Annotated in this window: 20 protein-coding genes and 1 pseudogene; 8 read left to right on the top strand and 13 right to left on the bottom strand. The window is 59.8% G+C overall.

The genetic code is table 11. The annotated features are described in order from the left end of the window. The 4 genes from ACTH3D_RS06730 to ACTH3D_RS06715 all read right to left on the bottom strand — a co-directional run. Window positions 1-453: beta-ketoacyl synthase N-terminal-like domain-containing protein (locus tag ACTH3D_RS06730; protein ID WP_441666297.1), on the bottom strand; the 453-nt coding region annotated here is incomplete at its 3' end. A gap of 13 nt (window positions 454-466) precedes the next feature. Further along, window positions 467-982, bottom strand: coding sequence for a 3-hydroxyacyl-[acyl-carrier-protein] dehydratase FabA (fabA, locus tag ACTH3D_RS06725; RefSeq protein WP_441666299.1), 516 nt, complete (start codon window positions 980-982; stop codon window positions 467-469). 213 nt (window positions 983-1,195) lie between these two features. After that, complete coding sequence (gene phrB, locus ACTH3D_RS06720) at window positions 1,196-2,626, bottom strand: deoxyribodipyrimidine photo-lyase (protein ID WP_441666296.1); 1,431 nt, start codon at window positions 2,624-2,626, stop codon at window positions 1,196-1,198. A 78-nt stretch (window positions 2,627-2,704) separates the two neighbouring features. After that, a complete protein-coding gene (locus ACTH3D_RS06715) occupies window positions 2,705-3,097 on the bottom strand; it encodes a sirohydrochlorin chelatase (RefSeq protein ID WP_441666295.1) in 393 nt (130 codons plus the stop codon). A 123-nt stretch (window positions 3,098-3,220) separates the two neighbouring features. Between ACTH3D_RS06715 and ACTH3D_RS06710 the strand changes: the two genes are divergently transcribed. Then, on the top strand, window positions 3,221-4,123 hold the full coding sequence (locus ACTH3D_RS06710; protein WP_441666294.1) for a TIGR01777 family oxidoreductase: 903 nt from the start codon (window positions 3,221-3,223) through the stop codon (window positions 4,121-4,123). A 155-nt stretch (window positions 4,124-4,278) separates the two neighbouring features. Here ACTH3D_RS06710 and rapA read toward each other — a convergent pair whose 3' ends face one another. After that, window positions 4,279-7,227 (bottom strand): RNA polymerase-associated protein RapA, encoded by a 2,949-nt coding sequence (gene rapA / locus ACTH3D_RS06705; RefSeq protein ID WP_441666293.1) that lies wholly within the window; start codon window positions 7,225-7,227, stop codon window positions 4,279-4,281. Between the two features lie 133 nt (window positions 7,228-7,360). Further along, window positions 7,361-8,173 (bottom strand): redoxin family protein, encoded by an 813-nt coding sequence (locus ACTH3D_RS06700; RefSeq protein WP_441666292.1) that lies wholly within the window; start codon window positions 8,171-8,173, stop codon window positions 7,361-7,363. A 171-nt stretch (window positions 8,174-8,344) separates the two neighbouring features. On the opposite strand from ACTH3D_RS06700, the gene ACTH3D_RS06695 reads away from it, so the two are divergent. Beyond that, on the top strand, window positions 8,345-8,572 hold the full coding sequence (locus ACTH3D_RS06695) for a hypothetical protein (protein WP_441666291.1): 228 nt from the start codon (window positions 8,345-8,347) through the stop codon (window positions 8,570-8,572). Between the two features lie 81 nt (window positions 8,573-8,653). Here the strand turns inward: ACTH3D_RS06695 and ACTH3D_RS06690 are convergent, their stop codons facing one another. From ACTH3D_RS06690 to ACTH3D_RS06670, 5 genes are all read right to left on the bottom strand, one after another. Further along, window positions 8,654-9,454, bottom strand: coding sequence for an Ldh family oxidoreductase (locus ACTH3D_RS06690; protein ID WP_441666290.1), 801 nt, complete (start codon window positions 9,452-9,454; stop codon window positions 8,654-8,656). Continuing rightward, window positions 9,451-11,235 carry a hypothetical protein gene (locus ACTH3D_RS06685; RefSeq protein WP_441666289.1) on the bottom strand — a complete coding sequence of 595 codons (1,785 nt, stop codon included), beginning with the start codon at window positions 11,233-11,235 and terminating at the stop codon, window positions 9,451-9,453. Before ACTH3D_RS06685 ends, ACTH3D_RS06690 begins: the two co-directional genes overlap by 4 nt. Before the next feature lies 1 nt (window position 11,236). Beyond that, window positions 11,237-12,874, bottom strand: coding sequence for a BCCT family transporter (locus ACTH3D_RS06680; protein ID WP_441666288.1), 1,638 nt, complete (start codon window positions 12,872-12,874; stop codon window positions 11,237-11,239). 105 nt (window positions 12,875-12,979) lie between these two features. Continuing rightward, window positions 12,980-13,987, bottom strand: a complete 1,008-nt coding sequence (locus tag ACTH3D_RS06675; protein WP_441666287.1) for a dipeptidase — start codon at window positions 13,985-13,987, stop codon at window positions 12,980-12,982. 14 nt (window positions 13,988-14,001) lie between these two features. Further along, window positions 14,002-15,471 (bottom strand): aldehyde dehydrogenase family protein, encoded by a 1,470-nt coding sequence (locus ACTH3D_RS06670; protein ID WP_441666286.1) that lies wholly within the window; start codon window positions 15,469-15,471, stop codon window positions 14,002-14,004. 164 nt (window positions 15,472-15,635) lie between these two features. On the opposite strand from ACTH3D_RS06670, the gene ACTH3D_RS06665 reads away from it, so the two are divergent. The 6 genes from ACTH3D_RS06665 (at window position 15,636) to ACTH3D_RS06640 (ending at window position 22,122) form a co-directional block, all read left to right on the top strand. Beyond that, window positions 15,636-16,511 carry a LysR substrate-binding domain-containing protein gene (locus ACTH3D_RS06665; protein WP_441666285.1) on the top strand — a complete coding sequence of 292 codons (876 nt, stop codon included), beginning with the start codon at window positions 15,636-15,638 and terminating at the stop codon, window positions 16,509-16,511. 347 nt (window positions 16,512-16,858) lie between these two features. After that, on the top strand, window positions 16,859-18,139 hold the full coding sequence (locus ACTH3D_RS06660; RefSeq protein WP_441666298.1) for an aminotransferase class III-fold pyridoxal phosphate-dependent enzyme: 1,281 nt from the start codon (window positions 16,859-16,861) through the stop codon (window positions 18,137-18,139). A gap of 61 nt (window positions 18,140-18,200) precedes the next feature. Beyond that, window positions 18,201-19,688 carry a CoA-acylating methylmalonate-semialdehyde dehydrogenase gene (locus ACTH3D_RS06655; RefSeq protein ID WP_441666284.1) on the top strand — a complete coding sequence of 496 codons (1,488 nt, stop codon included), beginning with the start codon at window positions 18,201-18,203 and terminating at the stop codon, window positions 19,686-19,688. A 146-nt stretch (window positions 19,689-19,834) separates the two neighbouring features. Further along, the gene (locus ACTH3D_RS06650) at window positions 19,835-19,963 is read left to right on the top strand and encodes a hypothetical protein (protein WP_441666283.1); all 129 of its coding nucleotides are present in this window, start codon (window positions 19,835-19,837) and stop codon (window positions 19,961-19,963) included. A gap of 55 nt (window positions 19,964-20,018) precedes the next feature. Beyond that, window positions 20,019-21,596 (top strand): sodium/proline symporter, encoded by a 1,578-nt coding sequence (locus ACTH3D_RS06645; RefSeq protein WP_441666282.1) that lies wholly within the window; start codon window positions 20,019-20,021, stop codon window positions 21,594-21,596. Continuing rightward, a complete protein-coding gene (locus ACTH3D_RS06640) occupies window positions 21,589-22,122 on the top strand; it encodes a hypothetical protein (RefSeq protein WP_441666281.1) in 534 nt (177 codons plus the stop codon). The genes ACTH3D_RS06645 and ACTH3D_RS06640 overlap by 8 nt, the downstream gene beginning before the upstream one ends. 138 nt (window positions 22,123-22,260) lie before the next feature. Here the strand turns inward: ACTH3D_RS06640 and ACTH3D_RS06635 are convergent, their stop codons facing one another. Together ACTH3D_RS06635 and ACTH3D_RS06630 are read right to left on the bottom strand one after the other, a co-directional pair. Next, window positions 22,261-23,178, bottom strand: coding sequence for a LysR family transcriptional regulator (locus ACTH3D_RS06635; RefSeq protein WP_441666280.1), 918 nt, complete (start codon window positions 23,176-23,178; stop codon window positions 22,261-22,263). 890 nt (window positions 23,179-24,068) lie between these two features. After that, window positions 24,069-24,285 (bottom strand): annotated as a pseudogene (locus tag ACTH3D_RS06630) (DUF3137 domain-containing protein); the annotation flags it as partial.

The raw sequence follows: 24,285 nt of genomic DNA, 5'->3' as shown, positions 1-24,285 counted from the left end.
CTTTATCTTAAATGGGGTGGCCAGGCAGGCAGAGACCGTGCTGCTCATGGTGCGGGTGACCCGATAGGGCCCCACACGACGTAAGCCTCTGTCCCGCAGGACATCAGCCGCCTCAACCTGGTTGGCGCTTGATGCACCGCCAGAGCCAGCGATTAGACCAGTGCGCTCGTTAGATACCTGCTCAGGCGAAAGCCCCGCATCCTCGACAGCCTGAGCCATGGATATGTAGGCGTAGGCCGCCGCATCGCCCATGAAACGGAGCAATTTGCGGTCAATTAGCGATTCGAGGTCAATGTCCACCGTTCCGGCGACATGACTACGTAAGCCGCGTTCGGCGTACTCACTCTTGAAACGAATACCCGAGCGGCCATGGCGCAGCGCCTCGAGAACCTGAGTTGCGTCGTTGCCCAGGCAGGAAACAATGCCAAGGCCGGTGACTACCACTCGTCGCATGGGAGCCTCCTGATCAGAAGTTCGCAGTGGAGGTGAACAGGCCGACCCGCAGGTCGTTGGCCTGATAGATGTCTCGGCCATCGACAGATACGGTGCCGTCGGCCATACCCAGAATCAAACGTCGGGTAATAATGCGTTTGATGTTGATGTGGTAGGTCACTTTTTTGGCATCCGGCATTATCTGGCCGGAAAACTTGACATCGCCGCAGCCAAGCGCGCGTCCGCGGCCTGGGTGACCAAGCCAGCCAAGATAGAAACCTACCAGCTGCCACATGGCATCAAGCCCTAGGCAGCCAGGCATTACGGGATCGCCCGGGAAGTGGCAGTCGAAAAACCACAGGTCAGGGTGGATATCCAGCTCGGCGATCAGCACGCCCTTGCCGTATTCCCCACCTTCTTCATGAATGTGGGTGATGCGGTCGAGCATCAGCATGTTGGGGGCGGGTAACTGGGCATTGCCAGGGCCGAACAGCTCGCCGCGGCTGCATGCCAGCAGTTCTTCGCGCTCAAAAGAGTGTTGCTTGGTCACTGAGTCATTCCGAGTGTCGAGAATAGGATAGGCCTCGTGGGCCATGAAAGCTCATGCGTTTGCCTAGTCTTTCCTGCAGTCATTGGCACAGTCATCGACATAGTTTAATGCCCATAATGCGGGAATGCACGTCGAGCCCCAAGCAGATCATGATGTTAGGAGGCTGCATGGCTGTCAATATCTATTGTCCGCTTCGACAGGAACAGCCGAGGATTAGGAGGAGCTCGACAGGCGCTTGAAGGCATCCAGTGCGCGCAGCCGGGCGGCCTTGTGCTCGACGATGGGCGCGGGATAGTCGACGCTACTGAACATATCCATCGGTGGTGCGTGGCGCTGCTTGGCGGGCAGCTCAGCCAGCTCAGGCAGCCATTTGGCAATGAACTCGCCGTCGGCGTCGAAGCGCAGGGACTGGGTGGTAGGGTTGAAGATACGAAAGTAGGGGGCAGCATCGGTGCCGGTAGACGCGGCCCACTGCCAGCCGCCGTTGTTGGCGCAGAATTCGCCGTCCACCAGGTGGCGCATGAAAAAAGCCTCTCCCTGGCGCCAGTCAATCAGCAGATGCTTGGTCAGAAACATCGCGGTGACCATACGCAGGCGGTTATGCATCCAGCCGGTAGTGACCAGCTGGCGCATGGCCGCATCGACAATCGGGTAGCCGGTACGTCCCTCGCACCACGCAGCGAAGCCTGCCTCGTCGTCACGCCAAGCCAGTGCTTCGGTATCCACCTGAAAGGCACGGTGGCGGCACACCCGCGGAAAACCGGCGGCTACATGACGATAGAACTCACGCCACACCAGCTCGTTGACCCAGGCCACCAGGCCGGCATCGCCCTCGGCCAGGGTGCCATCGTTTTCGCCCAGCACCGCCTGCAGGCACTGGCGATGCGAGATCATGCCCAGCGCCAGATAGGGCGATAGCTCGCTGGTGCCAGCCGTCATCGGGTAATCGCGCTGCTGCGCGTAACGTCGCCCACGGAAGCGCAGGAAGCGCGCTAAGCGGTCCGCAGCCGCGTCCTCCCCAGCGGGCCATAGGTCACTGGCGACAGCGGTATTATTCGTCGCCTTGGTGATGTCGGCGGGGTCTGGCAGTGGGTCGCTGGTGATAGAAAGCCGCTTCTGTGCGGTCGGCGCGTCGCTCAGGGCGAGGCGTTCTGCGCTTAGCTGGCGATGCCAGGCTTTGGAGAACGGCGTGAACACGCTATAGAAATCGCCCTTGCCGGTCAGCAGCTCGCCCGGGGCGAAGGCGATGGCATCGTGGTGCCCGGCCACTGCGAGGTCAGCCGCCTTAAAGGCTTCAACCACGGCCCGGTCGCGCTGCTTTTCATCCAATGGGTATTCATGGTTGAAATGCAGGGCGCTGGCACCGGTCTCCCTGGCGATGGCCAGCAACGCGTCCGCTGTCTCGGCGAAATCGTTGATGTCGCGATACAGTAGCGGGATGTTGCGCTCTTCCAGCGCCTGTTTGAGCTCGGCTACACTGCGGGCACGAAAGTCGAGCTGGTTGGCACCGTGGCCATGGCGCTGCCAGTGGGGCAGGCTGCGCAGATAGACGGCTACCACAGGCCCGTGCCGCGCTGCAGCTTCCAGGGCGCGGTTATCGTGCAGGCGAAGGTCGCTGCGAAACCACATCAGGTTGACACTCATGGCGGGCTCCAGGTGAGATTCGACATTTTCGAAATGCTTCGTGCACCGCAGTCTTCCGACAGAAGAAGCTCGCTGCGCTTATCGCCCGTTGTTGTGGCTGGCCTGCTCTGTAATGACTGCTGCTAATGCTTCAATAAAGGCAGGGTGCTGGCCAACCGGCGGCAACAGCGTCAGCTCAAGGCCAGTGTCGCTGGTGCTCAGGGCTGCGTTAAGCGCCGCGACCTGGGCCGGGACATCCTTGCGTAGATGGCGGCCAGCGGCAAAAAACAGCGGCAGGATATCAGCATGCCTGATGCCTTGCTCTACCAGTGTGGCAGCCGTGGTCTCAAGTGACGGCTCGCTGATTTCCATGTAGGCCAGCGCCAACGGTGTACCTAGGCGTTTTTTGAGTGCAGTTTCCAGCGCTTCGAAAGGCGCGCGCCAGTTGGCATCGCTGGAGCCGTGGGCCAGCAGGATCAGGGCGCGGGTCATAGAAAGAGTCCTTCGTCTCTGGCGAGCTTGGGGGGCATGTCGCCCTGTGGGGTAAGGCCATTCAACGCTACACTAGCAGAGGTATATAATCGCTGCATAACGTCTGAGGACACAGGAGGTGGCATGCGCATTTTGATCACTGGCGGCAGTGGCTTCGTTGGGCAGGCCCTGTGTCAACGTCTGCATGAAGACGGCCACCGGGTACTGGTGACTTCACGTCACCCGAACAAGGTGCAGGAGCGTTTGCCCGAGGGCACTGAGGTACGCCGTTGGGCCAGCGACTTTGTTGATTTGCCGCCGGAGGCCATTGTCAACCTGGCCGGTGAGTCCATTGCCTCCGGCCGTTGGAGCGAGTCGCGCAAGAAAGAGCTGCTGGACTCGCGGCTCGAAACAACCCGGGACGTGGTGGCGCTGTGTGAGCAGCTTCACTCTATTCGAGGCCAGGCCCCGCGGGTGCTTGTGTCGGCCTCAGCCATGGGCTACTACGGCGATCAGGGGGAGCGCGATGTCAACGAAGACACGCCGCCCCACGATGAGTTTGCGCACCGCTTGTGTCGTGACTGGGAAGCGGCGGCCATGCAGGCCGCGCAGTTTGGCACTCGCGTAGCCATTCTGCGCCTGGGGCTGGTGTTGGAAGCAGATGGTGGCATGCTGGCCAAGATGCTGCCGCCCTTCAAGCTGGGGCTGGGCGGACGGATCGGTGACGGTCGACAGTATATGCCCTGGGTGCATCGCTTTGATCTGATTGAGATGATCCTGACGCTGGTCAACCGCGGTGATCTGGAAGGCCCCTTCAACGGCAGTGCGCCCCACCCGGTGACCAACGCCGCCTTTACTCGCGCGCTGGCTAAACAGCTGGGTAAACCGGCACTGTTGCCGATGCCAGCGACGGCGCTGAAAGTCGGATTGGGTGAGATGTCAGCACTGCTATTGGGCGGCGCCAAAATGCTGCCCAAGCGCTTTCAGGAGGCAGGCTTTGCGTTTCGCTATTCCACGCTGGAGGAAGCGCTGGAAGACATTCTTTAAGCATGCTTTTTTCGCTGCTACTTAATATAAAAGCGGAGCATAAAAACAGCCCACCGGCACAGCACACTTGCATAACAAGGTGAACTGAATCCCGGTGGGCTGTTTTTTCCTGCTTGTTCCTCTTCTTCTGGCTTAGCGTTTTTTCCTTCCCCGCGTTACTTATAATCCTGATTAACAGTAACGATAAGGCGGATGGCATCAAGCCGCAGCTGGGTAGCTTCGATGGCCTGATCCAGTGCCTTGCGCTCTTCGTGCAGGGCTTTGAGCTCGTCATCACGCACTGCGGGGTTCTTGCGTGCTAGTGCTTCAAGGCGGCTCAGTTCGCCGTCCAGGCTGGCTCGCATGCGTACCTGGGCGGCTTCGACAATGGTTGGCAGCTCGCGCTCGGCTTCGGCCTCCGACTGTGTGATCAGCTGGCGCAGGCTGTCTTGGTGATGCCTGATCAGCTCGCGGGCCTGGGACTTTTTGACCTTTTGCAGGTGCTTAGACAGGCCGTTGAACGACACCTTGCTGGTAAGATTGGCACCCGAAGCATCGAGTAGCACCCGCACTGCGGTAGGTGGCAGAAAGCGGTTGAGATGCAGCTGCCTGGGCGCCGGACAATGGGTGCGGAAGACCATCTCTGCCATCAGTCGGCCGCCGGGAATGGCTGGATGCTTGAGCAGTGCCAGCGCCGTGTTACCCATGCTGCCGTCAAGAATACGCCCCATCATCTCGCGCACCAGTGGATGCTCCCACGATAACCGCTGAATATCGTCCCGGGCCAGGGCGCGGCTGCGCGAAAAGGTCGCGGTAAAGCCATCTTCACCCTTGGCCAGGCCAGGCAGGCCATCAAGCATCTGCCCGCTGGGCTTGAGGTGCATCAGGCCGCCGCCAAGTTCGCGGGTGTCTACACCGAAAATATCCATGGCTCGCTCCAGATAGCCCGGTAGCGCGCTGTCGGCATCCAGTTCGCGAATGGCATCAATAGTGGCTTCGGCCCGGTCATGACGGCAGGCATTCAGCTCTAGCAGCCGGCTGTGCCCGGCATCGCGCTGGGCCAGGCGGCTGTCGAATAGCGCACGGGTCGTGTCGATGATCTCGTTCATGCTTTCGGGGTCGAGCAATGATTCGGCCAGCTCATCACCGAAGGCCTCGAATAGCTCGCTACCCAAGCCGTGGGGCGCGCCGAAGGCTTCTAGGCCATGCTGGTACCAGCGCAGCAGCTGTTCGCCAGGGCTGTGTTCAAACACCGGTACATGAATCTCGATGGTATGGCGTTGGCCGATGCGATCCAGTCGGCCGATGCGCTGTTCCAGCTGGTCCGGGTGCAGCGGCAGGTCGAACATCACCATGTGATGGCAGAACTGGAAGTTACGGCCTTCCGAACCGATTTCGGAGCACACCAGCACCTGGCAGCCGTCTTCGTCATCGGCAAAGGCAGCCGCGGCACGGTCGCGTTCTATCAGCGACAGTCCTTCATGGAACACCGGTGCATGTATGCCGCCCAGCACCCGGAGCCCTTCAGCCAGGCCCAGCGCTGTCTCGCGCTGGTGGGCGATGACCAGTACTTTGTTATTGCCAGATGTGTCGTTCCCAAGCTCAGTGAGCTTCTCCAGCAGCCAGCTGACGCGTGGGTCAATCTTCCACCAGGGCTCGGTATTCAGCGGTTCGTCGGTCAGCGCCCGATACATGTCATCGAGATAGATCAGCATGTCGGGATGGTCGAGGCCGGTGCGGATCAGCAGGTCATCGAGATGGTCTTCGTCACGGGCTACGCGGCGCAATTCGCGGCGGTAAGCCGGGGGTAGTGCCAGGGTGCTGACATTCAGGCGGCGTTCGGGGAAACCGCCTACATGGCGGCGACTGTTGCGGAACATCACCCGGCCGGTGCCGTGGCGGTCCAGCAGTTGTTCGCGAAGCTGCAGGCGCGCCGAGGCTTGCTGCGCGTCGTCGCCTTCGGGATTGGTCAGCACGGCCAGCAGGGCCTGGCTATCCGGGTCATCGATGATGGCGGCCACCAGGTCACGGTCTTCAGCGGCGCCGGGCAAGCGCTCCAGCGCATCGATGGCGGTAGCCACCTCGGTGTAGTGGCGCTCTTCTTCCTGGAACTCGCTGAAGCTGTGGTAGCGGTCCGGGTCGAGCAGACGCAGGCGGGCGAAATGGCTCTGCTGGCCCATCTGTTCCGGGGTGGCGGTCAACAGCAACAGGCCGGGTACTCTAGCACTGAGCCGTTCGATACAGGCATAGCCGGCGCCAGCCTCGTCGTCGGACCACTCCAGATGGTGCGCTTCATCAACGATCATCAGGTCCCAGTGGCAGTCTTCGGCCTGCTGCTGGCGATGCGGGTTGGCGAACAGCCAGTCCTGGCTTGCCAGCACCAGTTGGCCGCTGTCGAAGGGGTTCTCACCGGCTTGGGCCAGGCTCTGTTGCTCATCGAGCAGGGTGACTTCCAGCGCGAAGCGGCGTAGCAGTTCTACTAGCCACTGATGTGTGAGGCTATCTGGCACCAGAATCAGCGCGCGTTTGGCGCGGCCCGAGAGCAGCAGCCGGTGCAGGATCAGACCGGCTTCGATGGTCTTGCCCAGGCCAACCTCATCGGCCAGCAGCACGCGGGGCGCATGGCGGCGCGATACTTCATCGGCGATATACAGCTGATGGGGAATCAGGTCAATCTTCGGACCAGCCAGGCCCATGGCCGGATTCTGCTCGGTGCGATGGTAGTGGTGCAGGGTGTGAAAGCGCAGCTCGAACCAGTCGTTACGGTCGACCTGGCCGGTCAGCAGGCGGTCACGGGCCTGGTCGAAGCGCATGTTGTCCGCCAGCCTCGCCTCGGGTAGCTCACAGGGCTCGCCGTGGGCATTTACACCAATATAGAGAATCAGCCCGTCGATTTCCTTGCTGTCATCAACTCGCATCTGCCAGCCCTCGGCGGCCTGGATCTGATCACCGCTGCTGAACGTAACGCGGGTCAGCGGGGCGCGCTGGGCACTGTAGATGCGGGTTTCCTGACTGGCGCCAAACAGCACCGTAACGCTGCGCTTGTCGCAGCTGAGAATCGTACCCAGACCAAGTTCGGCCTCGCCATCGCTGATCCAGCGCTGACCGGGAGAGAAGTCGCTCATGATGCCTCAGTGGGTAATTGTCATTCGGTCTTGCGCCGCTGGCGATACGCGACACGCCGGCGGCAGGGCGCGGTATCTTACAGTAAAGCGTGACGAGCCTTAAGCCCTTGGGGCGGGATGTGTCATGGTTTGTTCATTTTTCTCTCAGGGGGGAGGTCAGCCAGGCGTTGAGGGTCGAGCGGCTTAGTTCGCCGACGTGTCGGTTTGTGACGTGTCCGTGGCTGTTGAACAGCAGCGTCGTGGGCAGGCCCGGCGCAGCGCTTTCGACCGTCATGTGTTGGCGCGGATCAAGCAGTGCATGGTGGAATTCAAGTCGCTCACTGTCCAGATAGCGCACCACCGGCAGTAAGTCTTCGCCTTGATTGATTATCACGACGGTGACGTCATTACGGGCATCCACCTCAGCCAGCAGCGGCATTTCGCGCCGGCAGGGTGGGCACCAGCTAGCCCACAGATTGACGATCAGGTGCTGATTCTGCAGCTCGCTGAGCATCACGCTGTCTCCCTCAAGATTGGTCAGGCTAAGCTCGGGCAGTTGGCGCAGTGTCATGTGGTTGGAAAAGGGCGCCAGGTGCGCCAGCATCAGCCACATCAGCGAAGCCGTGATGCACAGTCCAGCGGCACCGATCAGCGCACCGAGCCGGTCGCGCAAAATCCAGGCGCTCCATAGCAGCGCACCCAGCAGGCCAGCCGTACCGTCAAAGCCGGGCAGCCAAACACGCAGTGTATCCACTGGGCTGGTCGTGTAACTGCCCAGGTTCAACGCCAGATGGCCGAGGCGCGCACTGATCAGCCATACCAGAATTAGCCCACTGAACCAGCGGATATGCTGCCGGCGCGGCAGGCCGAGCAGGAGTGCGCTTGTGCCCAGCAGGCAAAGGCCAACGAGCAGCGCATACAGGCGCGGCAGCGGAACCAGCACCATGCCAAAGGCAACAGCATCCATGGCGAGCAACACTCCTGATATCCGGCGGAAGCGCCGCAGTGGTTCGGTTACACTGGGCGCATTGCTGATTCTTATGCGTGGTCTTCAAGCGTGAACTTGAAGCCTAGTGCTGGTGGATCAAGCTGTCACGTTGCAAACAGTCATGTTGAGAAAACAGGGACGGGAGCCGGTATGGCAAAAGCGTCGTTTGATACCCTGCGCGCGCTGGCAATCGCCAGTCAGGCGCTGGGTTTTATCATCATCATCACGCTGGAAACCCTGATGGGCGATAACGCACGCCCCTGGCAGGCCGTCACTCTGGCGGCCATGGTGTTTTTTGCGCTGGGCATCGCCCTGGTGAGTCATTATCGGCGCAACAAAGCGCGCAAGGTGCGGGACCAGCGCGCAGAAGAAGACTGATGGAGGTCACTCGCCGACGCTGTGCGGTGGTTTCATGAGGTAAACATCGTTTCCACGAAAACTACTGCGTGTGGCTGTCGCTCAATCGTTATCGGTAGTGCCAGCGCCGGCGCCGCCGCGTGAGGCGTCGGTGGACTCGACCAGAATTCGCATGGCCAGCTCTTTCAGTTTATTCCATACCGCATCGTCAATACTGATGCCGTCGAACATGGCGCGTTCACGGCTGGCTAGTAGAGTCGATTCCTCGTGGCGGGCCAGCAGGTCGTAGTTGAATTCGGAGCGCATCGAAGGCTGTAGATTGACGTGGTTGGCAAACACCAGAGTGATGCCGTCGTTGGGTTCGTTTTCCTCGGGCACTTGGGTGACTGCGTAGACGCGGATCTCGGGCACTGAACTGTTGGCGCGAAAACCGACGACCTGTTCGGTCAGCGGGGGCTGGCCGTTGCCTTCGCCTTCGGGTGCCTGGGCGTTACGCCAGAAGGCGGTGACGTTCATGCCGCGCCCGGCGATGCGGGCTAGATAACCCATGATCAGTTGGCGGTTGTGACAGCGACGGATCTTGATGACTGCCAGGCCGCGGGCACGGGCCTTGGCGAAGCCCAACTCCAGGGCCAGGGTTGAACTTCTGAGCACGCTGTAGCCTTGGCCGTCGAGCACAGCAAGGTCGTCGTCGCTGTAAAGCAGTACCGGTGCCCGCTCTTCTGTTAGCTGCTCAGCCAGCAGATAGTCCAGGCCGCGGTTGAGGGCTTCCAGGCCGTCCAGCTCATGCAGCTGCATCCAGGCCACCATGTCGGCGGCATCGCTGGCGTCGCCGTCTTCAAAGCCCATGCCCAGAAAGGCCTTGCGGCAGAGTCCTTGTAGTTCGTTGTAGGAAACCTTCATGTCCTGACTCCTCTGGTGTTCGTGGTGTGTAACGCCTCCATGCTTGTGGGTGAGGGGTGCTGTAATGCCTCCAAAGATGGCTCCAGCGGGAAGCCCCAGTCGTCAAAATCACGCAGGTCTTCGGGCTCGGCGTTGAGCTCTTCGACCAGCGGCGCGCCCTGGAACAGGGTGATACGCACCCAGCGATCTGACTTGGGATCGAAGCGGCTGGCGCCGAAGAACGACAGCTTGGTGCGCAGCAGGTGCATGGGCTTCATGTCGCGGGCCCAGAGGTTGGCGCGAATCTCGCCAAAGGGCGTTTCGGCCATGGTCTGGATGCGCCGCACAATGTCCTTGTGGCGCGAATGTTGGATCAGAAAATCCACCACCGTGGCGCGCGGATGAGTGCTGAGATATTCGGCGATGACACGGTGGGTGTCGGCTACCCGTGGCGCGATGGCCAGCTTGAGCTCGCGATCCGCACCGGGTTCAACGTCGCGCACGCCCAGCCGCGGCTCTTCTTTTTCGACGGAGCGATACCAGAACCAGTAACGGTTGTCGGGATCATCAAAGTTGTAGGACAGCGCCCAGTCGTAGTGGGTTTCGATCAACTGCTTGAGACGCACCAGTGGCATTTCGGGCGTCAGCTCAAGGCGCTCGTCCACGCCCATGCGGTCTTCAAACGGCTCGACGATGTCCGGGTAGATTTCCAGCAGCAGGGTATTGATCAACTCTTGGGCTTCCAGTGATAGGGCGCGATAGCTCCACTCGGTCAGCTCCTGCCACAGGTCGAACGTCAGCGGCACCTGTTCCAGCCAGGCGCGCACCTCGGGCAGCGCCGCTGCGGTTTCGGTGTTGCGCGCGCTCTGCTCCTCATCCTCCGTGACGGTCTGCTCTAGGTGACGCTGAGCGCGATTGACCAACGCAATCAGTGCGTTACGCTCTTCTTCTTCCGGCTGTTGGGCGCTGATCTGGGCCAGCGCCTGCTCGCGGCTCTCGATCCACTGCTCGATCAGCTGCGGGTGGTTGATCAAAAACGGTGCCATGCCAAGCCCAGTGGAGTTGCCGATGCCCAGATAACGCTTCAGCTCTGTGGCCATGCCGATGGCAGTGTCGGGTGCCTGACGGCGCGCGATGTGCTCGATCTGCTCGATGGAGAAATGGCGCAGCAGATAGACCGCCAGCATCTGGGCCGAGAAAGGACGCTGGAAGTCCGGATTGTCGCGCAGCCGGTCGAAGTCGGCGATGCCGAACTTGCCGTTGCCGTAAACCGCGGTGGTGCGATACAGGTAGCCGACCTTGGTCAGCCAGGCCGGATCGGGCTGGCGGCCGGCGCTGAGCGCCTCAGTGAATGCAGCGAAGTTGCGCAGGCTGCGGTTGGCCCGGGACAGCACCAGCAGGCGCGGGTGCTGGCGTCCGGCTTCCTGCAGCGGTACGTTGGCGGCCATCTGCTCCAGCAGTTCGTCATCCACGTCACCTTCGACCACGCCGAAGGTGACGTCCCAGGCCTCGGCAATCACACGGTCTGAGCGTGCCTCATCGGGCAGCGGTTGGGAGAAGATCACTCCGTGATAGCGGCCGCGCGGCGTCTGTAGGCGATAGATGGCCGTGCCGTGGCCGGCGTCATCCAGATCGAAACGCGTCGCACTGACCTGCCAGCGCTGGCGCGCCATCTGGCGAATCAGACTGCGCACAAAGCTCAGGCGGCTGGGATGCAGGCTGCCCAGGCGCTCCAGGTCCATGACACGCTCCGGTGCGCGCAGGCGCAGGGTTTCCTCAAGCGGAGAAACGCGATCGATCATGTCAAAGCTCCTGGGACGGGGCCGGCGGTGTTGATTCAGACGGTTGAACCGCAATTGGTCGGAGGTCTCGCGAGATCAGCCCCTGAGCACGAGCCATAGCGATAGCGGCCTGCGGGCCGGTCCACAGTGACGGCAGAATCACCAGCGACACCGGAATGGCGGTAATGACGATGAACTGCTGCAGAGCACTGATCTGTCCAGCGCCCATATACAGCAGGATAGCCGCCATCAGTGACATGGTGATGCCCCAGAAGGCACGGATCAGCGGGTTTGGCTGGTCGTGGCCGGCCACCACCACGGCAATCGCATAGCTCATCGAGTCGCCGGTGGTGGCGACGAAGATAGTGGTCAACAGCAGGATCGCCAGTGCCATGAAGGTGCCACCGGGAAGCGCTTGGGCTACGGTGAGCGTTGCCACGTCGAACTGGAAGTTGTTCAGTGCTTCGGTCAGGTCGATGATCCCAGTGAACTGGTAGAAGATGCCCGAGCCGCCCAGCAGGGTGAACCAGATGGTGGTGGCAATGGGCGCCAGCACGGCGACAGTCAGGATCATCTGGCGAATGGTGCGACCCTTGGAGATGCGCGCGACGAAGATCGCCATCAACGGGCCATAACCGAGGAACCAGGCGAAGAAGAACACCGTCCACCACTGCATCCACCAGTCTGGCGCGCTTTGGGCGGTCATGGTCGACATGACGAAGAAGTTGGTCAGGTATTCACCAAAGCCCTGGGTAAAGGCATTGACCAGGAACAGTGTTGGGCCGAACAGGAAAATCACTGCCGCGATGCCTAGCGCCAGGAACACATTGAGACGGCTCAGTACCTGGATGCCTTTGTCGATGCCGGTCACTGCCGAGGTGACGTAAATGGTACCGAGGACAACCAGAATGATCAGCTGGGTAGTATAGGTATTGGCGAAGCCCAGCAGCTCATGCAGCCCGAAGCTCACCTGGGTGGCGAGAAAGCCGATAGGGCCTACGGTGCCGGCGACCACGGCGATAACGCATAAGGCATCGACCACGCCACCAAAGGTGCCGCTCATGATGCGCTCGCCGAACACCGGATAGAGCAGGGTGCGCGGCTGCAGTGGCTGGCCTTTATCGTAGTGGGCATGGGCCAGCACGATGGACGTCAGGCTACCCAGCACTGCCCAGGCCAGAAAGCCCCAGTGCATGAACGACTGGGCCAGGGCCGGGGCGATGGCATCCACGGTTGCCGCTTCGGTGTTGAACGACGGTGGCGTCACCACGAAGTGGTAGATCGGCTCACCAGCGGCGAAGAACACCCCGCCGCCCGCCAGCAGGGTGCACATGATGATCGACACCCACTTGAAGGTGGATAGCTCTGGCGTGCGGGTGTTGCCGATACGCGCGCTGGCCATGGGCGTACAGGTTAGGCCGATGGCAACCAAAAACGTCAGCAGCAGCAACAGCTGGAAGTAGGCGCCGAGTGTTTTGGCTGTCCAGGCGAAGCCCGTAGCGATGGCACCGGCGACGCCACTGATGTCATATAGCGACAGGCCCACGAACAGCAGAATGAAGCCGATGCTCAGGATGAGCACGACAGGGTCACCGAAGCGGTGCTGGCCTTTAGGCTGCACCGTTTCGGTGGTATTGGTGTTGGTCTTGGTTGACGTCATCAGAGTGACCTCTGGCGTAGGCCCCTTTTAGATAGAGGCCGTTATTGTGGTTATTTCATGCCTCAGCTCTCTATACCTGGTGTTGTAGCTGCTGCATATTTCTGTTCAGGCAACCTGGCTGGCCTGCTGTTGTGGTGTGGCGGAGCGCTCCAGCAGAGCCACCCAGTTCTGCCCCATGATTCCGGCCACTTCGCTCTCGCTGAAGCCGACCTCACGCAGGCCGGTAATCAGGTTGGGGAAGTCGCGACTATCGCGCAGCCAGGGCAGCGGTGCGGGCCAACCGGCGTTGGAGGCGCTGCCTTCGCCGTAGTCCATATCCTTCGACCAGCGGCCGTTGCGCATCCAGTCAAGCACTGATGTCGGCTGGTTCTGGCACAGATCGGTGCCCATGCCCAGGTGCTCCACGCCCATCAGGTCGGCGGTGCGGGCGATCATTTCGCAGTACTCGGCCAGGGTGCAGTCCGGGCCGTTTTTCAGGTGGAACGGGTAGGCCGAGAAGCCCAGTAGTCCGTCACACTCGGCGATGGCCTTGAGCACCTTGTCCGACTTGTTGCGCTTGGCTGGATGAAAGCTCGCTGGGTTGGCATGCGAGATGATCACCGGGCGGCTGGACAGCTCGATGGCCTCCAGGGTCGAGCGCTCGCCGCTGTGAGACATGTCGATGACCATGCCGACGCGGTTCATCTCGCGGATCACCTGACGCCCGAAGCGGGTAATACCGCTGTCTACGGCCTCGTAGCAGCCGCAGGCCAGCAGGCTCTGGTTGTTATAGGTGAGCTGCATGATCAGCAGACCCAGGTCGCGCATGATCTCGACCATGTCGATATCGTCTTCAATGGGCGAGCAGTTCTGCGCGCCCAGGAAAATCCCGATGCGCCCCTGTTGCTGAGCGTGAAGGATATCGGCGGGCTGGCGTACCGGCATGATCAGGTCGGCGTGTTCTTCGAAGCGGCGGTTCCACTCGCCCATCCGCAGTAGCGTCTCGCGGATGGTTTCGTGGTAAACCAGCGTGGCGTGGACGGCGTCGACGCCGCCCTCGCGCATCTGTTCGAAGATCTCACGCGACCAATTGGAGTACTGCAGACCATCGACTGTCAGTATCGCGTTGGACATTGCGTTGGTTCCTCTTAGGCTTTGACGTAGCAGGTCTTGACCACGGTGTAGAATTCGCGGGCATAGCGGCCTTGCTCACGCGGGCCGAAACTGGAGTTCTTGCGGCCGCCAAAGGGCACGTGGTAGTCGGTACCGGCGGTAGCCAGGTTGACCATCACGCAGCCGGTTTCGGCGCGGGCCTTGAACTCGGTAGCCAGTGCCAGGGAGTCGGTGATGATGCCGGCGGTCAGGCCGAAGTGGGTGTCGTTAAGCACCTCGATGGCCTCGTTGGCATCGGCTACTTTGATCACGCAAGCGATGGGTCCGAAGACTTCTTCGCGGTTGATCGGCATGTCGTTGGTAGTGTCGACGAACAATGCCGGCGCCATGAAGTAACCTTCGGTGTCGCGCTGCAGACGCTCGCCGCCGAAGGCCAGTTTGGCGCCTTCTTTCTGGGCGCGGTCGATCCAGGCCAGGTTCGATTCGAGCTGGCGGGCATCGGCGGCCGGGCCAAAACTCACGCCGTCCTCCAAAGCATGGCCGACCTTGACCTGCTCCAGGCGCTTGATCAGCTTTTCAACGAAGGCGTCGTGGACTTTCTCGGTAACGATCAGCCGTGACGAAGCGGTGCACTTCTGGCCGGTGCCGGAGTAAGCGCCGTTGAAGGCGGCTTCCACGGCCAGGTCCAGGTCGGCGTCGTCGGCTACGATCAGGGCGTTCTTGGAGCCCATCTCGAGCTGGCACTTGACCAGGTTGGCGGCGGTGGCAGCGGCTACGCGGCGGCCCACTTCCAGCGATCCGGTAAATGACAGTGCATGGATGTCGGGGCTTGAGATCAGCGAATCGCCAATTGCGCCGCCAGAGCCCATGATCAGGTTATAGGTACCGGCGGGCATGTCCTGGCGGCTGATGATTTCGGTTAGCGCCCAGGCACTGGCTGGCACCAGGTTGGCGGGCTTGAACACCACGGCATTGCCGAAAGCCAGCGCTGGTGCGATCTTCCATACCGCCGTGGCCATGGGGAAGTTCCACGGGCTGATGATGCCGACGACACCCACCGGCTCGCGGCGGATGTCGACCTCGACGCCTGGGCGTACCGAGTCGGCGCGCTCGTCAATTTGGCGTAGCACTTCGGCTGCGTAGTAGTGGAAGAACTGGCCTGAACGGTGCACTTCACCCACGCCTTCGGCTAAGGTCTTGCCTTCTTCGCGGGCCAGCAGCTCACCGAGCTCGGCCTTGCGTGCGATCAGCTCATCACCAATCGCCATCAGCACGCCGTAGCGGTGCTCAAGGCCGGTCTTGGCCCATTCTTTCTGGCCTTTTCTGGCGGCGGTAATGGCCTCGCCGACCTGGGCGACACTCGCTTGTGCATAGTGGCCTACCACGTCGCTTGTATCGGACGGGTTGCGGTTTTCGATCTGGCTTTCGCCTTCGACCCACTGACCGTTGATGAAAAGCGCATGCACTTGAGTACGAGAATGAGACTGGGAATCTGGGTGTGACATAACGACCTCCAAAGTGACGATGCCGTAAGACTAGGTGAGCCTCCAATATAAAGATAATCAATAATAAATACTGAGCGATAAGTTATTCTTACCGCGTGCGGGCTGAATACCAATCCGCGCCGTTTGACAGGATCAATACGCGGACTGAACGGGGGAGAGGAGCAATGCTGCCTGAATTGAAGATTACCCCACTGCGCTATGTGCTGGCGGTGGTTGATCAGGGCGGCTTTCATGCCGCTGCTCGTCAGGTGCATCGCACCCAGCCGGCGTTGTCCATGGCCATTCGTGAGCTGGAAAGTCGCTTGGGCGAAGCGCTGTTTGAGCGTGGCAACCAGGCCACCCTGACGCCCTTCGGTGAGTACTGCGTGCCGCGTTTTCGCGAGCTGATCACCCAGCACGACCGACTCAGCCGCGAACTGGTGGCGCAGGTGGCAAGAGAGGCGGGACATCTGGACATGGCTGCGGTGCCCTCGGTGGCCAGCCGACTGATGCCCCGGCTGCTGGCCGATTTCGTGGCGCACTATCCCGGCATCCGGGTCAGCCTGCACGACGGTAACGCCGATTATGTGCGCGAGCAGGTATTGGCCGGTGAGGTGGATTTAGGCCTGACCAGCCTGTGGGAAGGTGATGCGGCGTTGGGGTTTACCCCGCTGATGCGTGATGCGTTGGGCGTGGTGTGCCGCGATGACCATCCGTTTGCAGGCCGGCAGAGTGTCCACTGGAAAGAGCTGATGCAGGAAAGCCTGATTGGCAACGGCACCTCACGATTGCTTCAGGGCACCGATGCCGCAGCACTGCTCGAGCACCACACCTTCTATATCTCCAACATGATATCGCTGACCGCCATGTTGGTAGCGGGCCTGGGCGTGACCACGCTGCCGAAGCTGGCCTTTCCCGAAGAATACGAACGGCTGAGGTTCATCCCGCTCAGTGAACCCAGGGTTGAACGGGAGATCGGCCTGCTCCAGCTGGCCGGGCGCAGCCTGTCACCGGGGGCGCGTGCCATGGCCGAGTTCGTGAGGCAGGCGCTGGAAGAGTAAAGATCGGGATGTAACCGCCGCTGAGCGACGGTTTCATCGTGTGGCTTTGCCCTTCGTGGGAGCGGCGCTTGTGCCGCGAATGGCGCCGTCAGGCGCCCCGCTGTAGCCGCCGCACTTAACCGGGTGTCAAATCAATACGTGTGGTTTCTCTCACGTTTAGTAAAGAAGGTTGATGTTTTACCAAACTGATGGCGGGGTCATGCTGCAGTCATAGCCACAACGTATTGACACAACAACGCCAATGAGACGTTAAGGGGAGCAATGCCATGTTGACCACTCATCTGCCCGCCGACAGCCTCCGCGATGAAACCAAGACATCACCCGGGGTAATCAACGACCATTTCTGGATGCCGTTCAGTGCCAACCGGGATTTCCGCGATAACCCGCGGCTGATCTGCGGCGCAGAAGGGCGCTACTTTATTGATGATCAAGGGCGCCGGCTGTTCGACTCGCTCTCGGGCCTGTGGACCAGCGGTGCGGGGCACAATCGCACGGAAATCCAGCAGGCGGTGGCCAAGCAGCTCGGCAGCCTGGATTTCGCACCGGGCTTCCAGGTGGCTCACCCGCTGGCCTTCGAGCTGGCCGAGAAAGTTGCCAGCATCATGCCGGAGGGCCTCGATCACGTCTTTTTCACCGACTCCGGTTCAGAGTCTGCCGACACCGCTATTAAAATGGTCAAGGCCTATTGGCGGATCAAGGGGCGTGCCGAGAAAGTGCGCATGATCGGCCGCGCCAAGGGCTATCACGGCGTCAACCTCGGTGGCACCAGCGTTGGCGGCATCGGCGGTAACCGCAAGCACTACGGTGAGCTGTTCGACGCCAGCCATCTGCCCCACACCCTGCAGGCCGACCAATGCTTTACCCGCGGCCAGGCCGAGACCGGAGTGGATCTTGCCGATGCGCTGCTGGAGCAAATTGCGCTGCACGATGCCTCGACCATCGCTGCCGTCATTGTTGAGCCGATGTCGGGCTCTGCCGGCGTTATTGTGCCTCCCCAGGGCTATCTGCAGCGGCTGCGCGAGATTTGCACCGCTAACGACATTCTGCTGATCTTCGACGAGGTGATCACCGCTTTCGGTCGCTGCGGTGCGCGTACCGGCTCCGAAGCCTTTGGCGTGACGCCAGACCTGTTAACCATCGCCAAGCAGCTGACGAATGGCGCGGTGCCCATGGGAGCGGTGGTCGCCAACGGTGATATCTACGACACCTTCATGGCCGGCGGTGGCCCGCGTCATGCAGTGGAGTTCACCCACGGCTACACCTACAGTGGCCACCCGGTGGCCTGTGCGGCGGGCTTGGCGGCGCTGGACCTGTTCGAGCGCGAAGACTTCCCGGCCCAGGTGCGCGCTATTGCCCCAGCCTTCGAGGACCGTCTGCACGCCCTGAAGGGGCGCCAACACGTCGTTGATATCCGCAACTACGGGCTGGCCGGTGCCATCCAGCTGACGCCGCGTGACGGCGATCCGACCATTCGCCCCCGCGATGCGCACATGGCGCTATGGGAGGCCGGCTTCTACGTGCGCTATGGCGGCGATACCTTGCAGTTTGGCCCTCCCTTCGGCACCACCGAGCAGGAGCTCGAGCGGATGTTCGATGCGGTCGCCGGCGTGCTGGATCACCTGGCCTGATACGTTAACAGCCCATCATGTCATTGTTTTCAAACAACCAATAAAACCAAGGAGCACCTCCATGCAACAGACCACTCACTGGATCAACGGCGAACACCTCAGTGAAGCGAGTAGTCTGCCGGTCAGTAATCCATCCACCGGTGAAACCATTCGCGAAGTTGCGGACGGTAACGCCGAGACGGTGGCGCGTGCCGTTGCTGCCGCCGAGGCCGCGTTTCCGGCCTGGCATGATACACCGCCGGCCAAGCGCGCTCAGGTGATGTATCGCTTCAAGCAGTTGCTGGAAGAGCACAGCGAGCGTTTGGTTCAGCTGGTCAGCGAAGAGCACGGCAAGACCGTGGAAGACGCCATGGGCGAGCTCAAGCGCGGCATCGAGAACGTCGAGTATGCCTGCGGCGTGCCGGAGCTGCTCAAGGGGGAGTACTCACACAATACTGGGCCCGGAATCGATGCCTGGTCGAACTTCCAGCCGCTGGGTGTCGTCGCGGGCATCACGCCGTTCAACTTCCCGGCGATGGTGCCGCTGTGGATGTATCCCATGGCGATTGCCTGCGGCAACACCTTTATTCTCAAGCCCTCGGAGAAAGACCCCACCGCGGCGCTGGCGGTGGCCGAACTGCTGGCCGAAGCAGGCCTGCCCAATGGTGTAATGAACGTCGTGCAGGGCGGCCGCGAAACCGTCGAAGCGCTGCTGGATACGCCTGCCGTCAAGGCGGTGTCCTTCGTCGGCTCGACGCCCATCGCCGAGGCCATCTACTCTCGCGGCAGTGCCGCTGGCAAGCGGGTACAGGCGCTGGGTGGTGCCAAGAACCACGCCATCGTCCTGCCGGATGCCGATATCGACAACGCCGCCAACACCTTGATGGGGGCTGCCTACGGCAGCGCCGGCGAGCGTTGCATGGCGATCTCTGTGGCGGTATGCGTGGGAGATGACGCCGCTGATCGACTGATCGCAGCCATGCAGCCCAAGATCGCCGAGCTGAAGATCGGCCCCGGCACCGAGAAAGGGTTGGACATGGGCGCCCTGGTCACCGCGGAGCATCGCGACAAGGTGCTTGGCTATATCGAAGACGGCGTAGCCGCTGGTGCCAAGCTGGTTGCCGACGGTCGCAATCTCAAGGTCGCCGGCCACGAGGACGGTTTCTTCGTCGGCGGCTGCCTGTTTGATCAGGTGACCCCGGAAATGCGCATCTATCAGGAAGAGATCTTCGGGCCCGTGCTGTGCGTGGTGCGCGTCGACAGTCTGGATGAAGCCATCGCCCTGACCAACGCCCACGAATACGGCAACGGCACCTGCCTGTTTACCCGTGACGGTGAGGCGGCACGACGCTTCGCTGACCAGATTGAAGTTGGCATGGTCGGCATCAACGTGCCGCTGCCGGTGCCGGTGGCCTACCACAGCTTCGGCGGATGGAAGCGTTCACTGTTCGGTGATTTACACGCCTACGGCCCGGACGCGGTGCGTTTCTACACCCGGCGCAAGGCGATCTCCCAGCGCTGGCCGTCCAGCTTCGAGACCAGCCACGCGGAATTCTCCTTCCCGTCCTGATCCGGTTTGACTGTGTATCTGTATTTGCTGAAGACAGCCGGCCTATCTATATGGACCTATCTATATAAGCCGGCTGTTAGAACCAGCTGTATGCCAAAAGTATTACCGACAGATTCCGAAAAAATCCCAACAAGAAGGAGACAACAATGTTCGGACTTCCTGTGTCCACTACCTGGTTAGTGATCGGTGTGCCTGTGATGTGGGTGCTCTACACCCTGGGCTTTCTCTGGGTTACTAAAAATTGGCCAGGTCTGAAGCGCAATGCAGAGCGCTAGCCGACGCTTATTTTACAGACGCGACAATAATAATTCGTAACGCTGGAGAGCAGGTATGAATACGACGGTACTTCTTTTTCTCGGCCTTTATTTCCTGGCCATGCTCGCGGTGGGGGTTGTCTCGATGCGGCGAGGCGGAGCCAGTAGCATGGAAGGCTATTATCTTGGTGGTCGTAATGTTGGCCCCTTGGTTACTGCCTTGACGATGCAGTCCACCTCGATGAGCGGCTATATGTTCTTGGGTGCCGGTTCGCTGGGCTATACCCAGGGCTATTACGGTTTCTGGTATGCCGGCGGCGATATCGGTGGAGGCGTCGTCAACCTTTCGGTACTGGGGCGGCGTATGCGCAAACTGTCTCAGATCATGGGAGCCTTGACATCGATCGAGTATTTGGAAAAGCGCTATCCCAGCAAGTGGGTTCGGCTTATTGCTGCCGGGCTTTCGGTGTTTTTGCTGGGTGCTTATGTGCTGGCGCAGTTCATCGCTGGTGGCAAGGGGCTTGAGCTGGTCACTGGCCTGTCCTATGAGCTGTCGCTGGCCATTGCCATCGCGGTCATTCTTGGCTACACCCTGATGGGTGGTTATGGCGCCGTGGCGTATACCGATGTTGTTCAGAGTTTTATCATGGTTGTCGGGATCGTGTGGATCCTGGTGGCTACGCTGAACGAGGTGGGTGGTTTAACTGCGGCTAACCAAGCGCTTGCCGAGCTTGACCCTACACTGCTTTCCATCTGGGGGCGTGACCTGGTCTATGAAAACCAGTGGGGAATCGTGCTGGGTGCCCTGCTGATCTTTTCTATTGGTTATATGGGTTGGCCGCATGTGGTCACTCGCCACATGGCGATGCGTAATCCTTTCCACGCGCGTCGTGCCGGGGTGTATTCCACGCTGTGGAATCTGGTGTTTGTCAGCTCGCCTTATATCCTTGGCACCTTGGCTATTCTTGTGCTTCCCAATCTTGAAGATCCCGAGCAGGCGATTTTCCTGTTAGCCCACAACCTTTTGCCGGCGGCTGTGGTCGGTATCGTGATGGCAGCGATCATGGCGGCAATCATGTCTACCGCTGATTCCATTCTGCTGCAAACGGGCAGTATCGCGGCTCGGGATCTCTACGAGCGCTTTATTAACCCCAATATGAAAGAGAAGCAGATGGTTCGGGTGTCGCAGCTGATCGTGTTGATCCTGGGTGTTGTCTGTGGCGTTGTTGCGCTGTTTGAGCCTCCGGGTGTCTTTGCGATTGTGGTGTTTACCACGTCAGTGCTGGGCAGTGCTTTTTTGCCAAGCTATGTAGCTGCGGTGTGGTGGCGCAAGGCCAACACGCCGGGGGCGCTGACTTCGATGATAGTCGGGAGTCTGACGGCTTTCTTTTGGCAGTACTTGTCGCTGGATGCGGTGAGCGGGGTCCACCCAATGCTGGCTGGCGTGGGGCTGTCGAGTGTCGCGATGGTAGTGGCCAGTCTGCTGACCCAAGCCAGCCATCCAGTGCCTGAGCACATAGTTTTTGCGATGGAAGAGACGGCTGAGCTGCGCCCACTGCCGCGCTCACTGAAATCCCAGCAGGCGTTTGAGATGGCTCATGAAGCGCTGGTGCTCAAATCCCAGCCCCAGTCTGGGCGCGTACGCTATGAGTGAGTGTGCCAGTCTGATGCAAGAAGCCACTGTGCGGCATGACCTTGGTGCTGAGGAAGCCTGGCTGAAGGCCCGGCTTCCTCGGGAGTCGGTGGAGCGCAGGGCCGTCGGTGTTGTATCGGGGCTTGAGGTCCATTCGGTTGTCGCGGTGGGTTTTCCGTACCTGTTGCTGGAGTACTGTTGGGAAGTGCGCCGCTGGGGCCAGCACCGCCGCGAGCGCATGGGCTGCCTGGTGGACCGCTGCCAAGGAGTAAGCACTACGCTGGAGGGCATTGAGTTCGGCGACGCGCTGCCCTCGCCGCTGCTGCCCGATGCCGCGCTGGAGATGGAGCTGCTTGAGCGCAAGGCGCGCCAGCATGTCATGCAGGTGCGCCGTCATCGTCTCAAGCGTCGCAGTTCAAGTGGCCTTGCTCTTGTTAGCTCTCAGTTAGTGCGAAAGCCGCTGTGGCGGGTTTTTGGAAGCCATGATCAGCATGGCGAGCTTGAGCTGCTGATTGACGGAGTTAATGGGGGCTATTATCTGATGTGATATTGAGTCAAGGCAGGAAGACAGCCTGTGGATTCCAGGCCTGGATTCAAGTAATAAGTGCAGCACCTTGGCTTGATAGCAAGGTGCTTTTATATATATCAGGGGAAGCGTTGGCGTTAAAAACGGAAGTTTGGTGAGTCAGCTTCTTTTCCCCAGCAGACTCAGAAATGCCTCCAGCACTCGGTGCGGTCGTCGGTCGCGACGAGTCACGGTGACAAAGGCCGTCTGGTAAAAATAGCGTTCAGGTGAAATGGCCTTGAGCCGTCCCGCGGATACCCAAGGAGCAGCCAGGTGGTTGGGTAGATAGCCGATATATTGACCAGTCAGTATCAGAAAAGCAGCGCCTTCACGATCAGCCGCTGATGCCGAATCCTTCAGGAAAGCGTTCGCATTGCGGCCCGACTCAGACAAAGGATAATTCGGGACTACAGCGTCATACGCCATCAGCTCGTCCATTTTCATGCCTGATTTTTCTGAATACAGCGGGTGTGTGTCGGCGCAATAGAGCTGAGATGTTTCGTCATAAAGCTCTTTGACAGACAAGCTTGTGGGTAAGCTTACCTGTGGCACAACGCCGACATGCAGGCGGCCATCAGAGACTCCCCGAATGACGCTGTCCGCCACCTCCATGGCGATGTTTATGCGTACGGCAGGGCCCTGTGTCTTGAGCTCGGACAGGCTGTTGGTGATGTGCAGCTCCGGCATGCTGACCAGGCTGTCACTGATGCCGATATTAAGCTCGCCGCGCAAGGTGTGGTGCAGCCCGTTGACTTCGGTGCGAAATGTTTCAAGTGACGCCAGTAGCGTCAGCCCTGCGTCAAATACCTGCCTTCCTTCCTCGGTCAACGAGAACCCGCCGCGGCCACGTTGGCAAAGCCTGAGTCCTAAACGCCGCTCTAGGTCGTTCATATGTAAGCTGATTGCTGAGCGGCTGATGCCTAGGGTGTCCTCGGCGGCAGTAAAACCACCGCACTCTACGACTGCTTTGAAAACCCGCAGCATGCGTATATCGAAATCACTGACCTGGCCAAGAGGGCCTGCCTGACGCTCATTCATACAGAGACCAGAAGTTGTATTGGTTTTATTTAATGTGTCGTTTACTGTTTAGCGAAGTTTAAAATAAATAGATTTAATTTTTATCTAGTGTGACTGTTTAATATGGCTGAAGAGAGTCAATAGGAGTTTTAGCTAACGTACTAAAAATATTGGCCGGAGTCGCAGAGCTCGAGCCTGCAACCTCTGTCTCGCGAATCAATTCACCTTTTGCTGTCTTTTAAAGCAGAAGCTTACGGACCTCTTTCTCGTGTAACAATGACCCAAGGTGACAGTAGAAGTCAATATATGGCAGGTGTGCGTCACACGATGGACAAACAGAAATTATCACTCGGGTGGTGAGTAGCAGCTGGGCTTCGCCGTCTTTGCTGACTGGGCTAGCTAGGTTTGATCTTGCCCTGCAACAGTGCTCAATCACTGATACCTGATGCAGCTGGTTTTGCAAGCTCAGCGATGTGGCAGCCTAAAGCAGTTGGTGAACATGTTGCACACAAACCAAGATGGATTAGCTGGCTGTGGCACTGCATTTTCAGATCATCAGTCATCGCAGTGCTTTGGGGGTGATTTCTCAGTATTCGTGAGAAGGCCTGCCGGAGTTAAGGAGCACTACGTGGTCATTACAACAAGAAAACATTGTGCGTAAACCCTGCCTTTATGAGGTAGCGATACTACTTGCCGGTTTCAGCACTGTGAGTTGTTTTTCAGCGTATGAAACCGGCTGTTGCCCAGTCGGTTACATACGTCATGACTGGCGTTACAGAACATCAAGCATCAGGGCATTACCCAATTGGCAACGGAAGAGCTGTCCGTTTCTGCCGGCAAGGTAATGACCTGTTTAGTGCCTACTCGCGAGCTCTTTTCTGAAGTTGCCGCGGGAGAATAACAGCTTGCTATTATTCTTCGGAAAAACTTGCACTTGCGACATTTCTTGCAGCGAGTGAGTCAAGTTTTAGTTGCTGAATGATACCCGTTATCATGGCTAACTCCTGCTCTAATAGCGGCATCTTGTCCAAGTCATAGGCAGACACCTCAATATCTGCCACATTTAGCAAGTCACCGAAATAGGACAGCATGAATAGGGCCTTATTGTCTCGGAACTCGCAGGTAATT

Origin of the sequence: Halomonas sp., from assembly GCF_052095765.1 — a bacterium.
GTDB lineage: Bacteria > Pseudomonadota > Gammaproteobacteria > Pseudomonadales > Halomonadaceae > Halomonas.
The sequence above is the reverse complement of the archived record's forward strand: the minus strand, read 5'-3'. Positions and strand labels throughout refer to the sequence as shown.

Bases quoted from the DNA above. Each gene is read 5' to 3' on its own strand.
- ACTH3D_RS06655 (WP_441666284.1), top strand. From the start codon at position 18,201: ATGCAACAGACCACTCACTGGATCAACGGCGAACACCTCAGTGAAGCG.
- ACTH3D_RS06645 (WP_441666282.1), top strand. From the start codon at position 20,019: ATGAATACGACGGTACTTCTTTTTCTCGGCCTTTATTTCCTGGCCATG.
- ACTH3D_RS06695 (WP_441666291.1), top strand. From the start codon at position 8,345: ATGGCAAAAGCGTCGTTTGATACCCTGCGCGCGCTGGCAATCGCCAGT.
- ACTH3D_RS06650 (WP_441666283.1), top strand. From the start codon at position 19,835: ATGTTCGGACTTCCTGTGTCCACTACCTGGTTAGTGATCGGTGTGCCT.
- ACTH3D_RS06700 (WP_441666292.1), bottom strand. From the start codon at position 8,173: ATGGATGCTGTTGCCTTTGGCATGGTGCTGGTTCCGCTGCCGCGCCTG.
- ACTH3D_RS06690 (WP_441666290.1), bottom strand. From the start codon at position 9,454: ATGAAGGTTTCCTACAACGAACTACAAGGACTCTGCCGCAAGGCCTTT.
- ACTH3D_RS06670 (WP_441666286.1), bottom strand. From the start codon at position 15,471: ATGTCACACCCAGATTCCCAGTCTCATTCTCGTACTCAAGTGCATGCG.
- rapA (WP_441666293.1), bottom strand. From the start codon at position 7,227: ATGAGCGACTTCTCTCCCGGTCAGCGCTGGATCAGCGATGGCGAGGCC.
- ACTH3D_RS06685 (WP_441666289.1), bottom strand. From the start codon at position 11,235: ATGATCGATCGCGTTTCTCCGCTTGAGGAAACCCTGCGCCTGCGCGCA.
- ACTH3D_RS06675 (WP_441666287.1), bottom strand. From the start codon at position 13,987: ATGTCCAACGCGATACTGACAGTCGATGGTCTGCAGTACTCCAATTGG.
- ACTH3D_RS06710 (WP_441666294.1), top strand. From the start codon at position 3,221: ATGCGCATTTTGATCACTGGCGGCAGTGGCTTCGTTGGGCAGGCCCTG.
- ACTH3D_RS06660 (WP_441666298.1), top strand. From the start codon at position 16,859: ATGCCGTTCAGTGCCAACCGGGATTTCCGCGATAACCCGCGGCTGATC.
- ACTH3D_RS06640 (WP_441666281.1), top strand. From the start codon at position 21,589: ATGAGTGAGTGTGCCAGTCTGATGCAAGAAGCCACTGTGCGGCATGAC.
- ACTH3D_RS06715 (WP_441666295.1), bottom strand. From the start codon at position 3,097: ATGACCCGCGCCCTGATCCTGCTGGCCCACGGCTCCAGCGATGCCAAC.
- ACTH3D_RS06680 (WP_441666288.1), bottom strand. From the start codon at position 12,874: ATGACGTCAACCAAGACCAACACCAATACCACCGAAACGGTGCAGCCT.
- ACTH3D_RS06665 (WP_441666285.1), top strand. From the start codon at position 15,636: ATGCTGCCTGAATTGAAGATTACCCCACTGCGCTATGTGCTGGCGGTG.
- phrB (WP_441666296.1), bottom strand. From the start codon at position 2,626: ATGAGTGTCAACCTGATGTGGTTTCGCAGCGACCTTCGCCTGCACGAT.
- ACTH3D_RS06635 (WP_441666280.1), bottom strand. From the start codon at position 23,178: ATGAATGAGCGTCAGGCAGGCCCTCTTGGCCAGGTCAGTGATTTCGAT.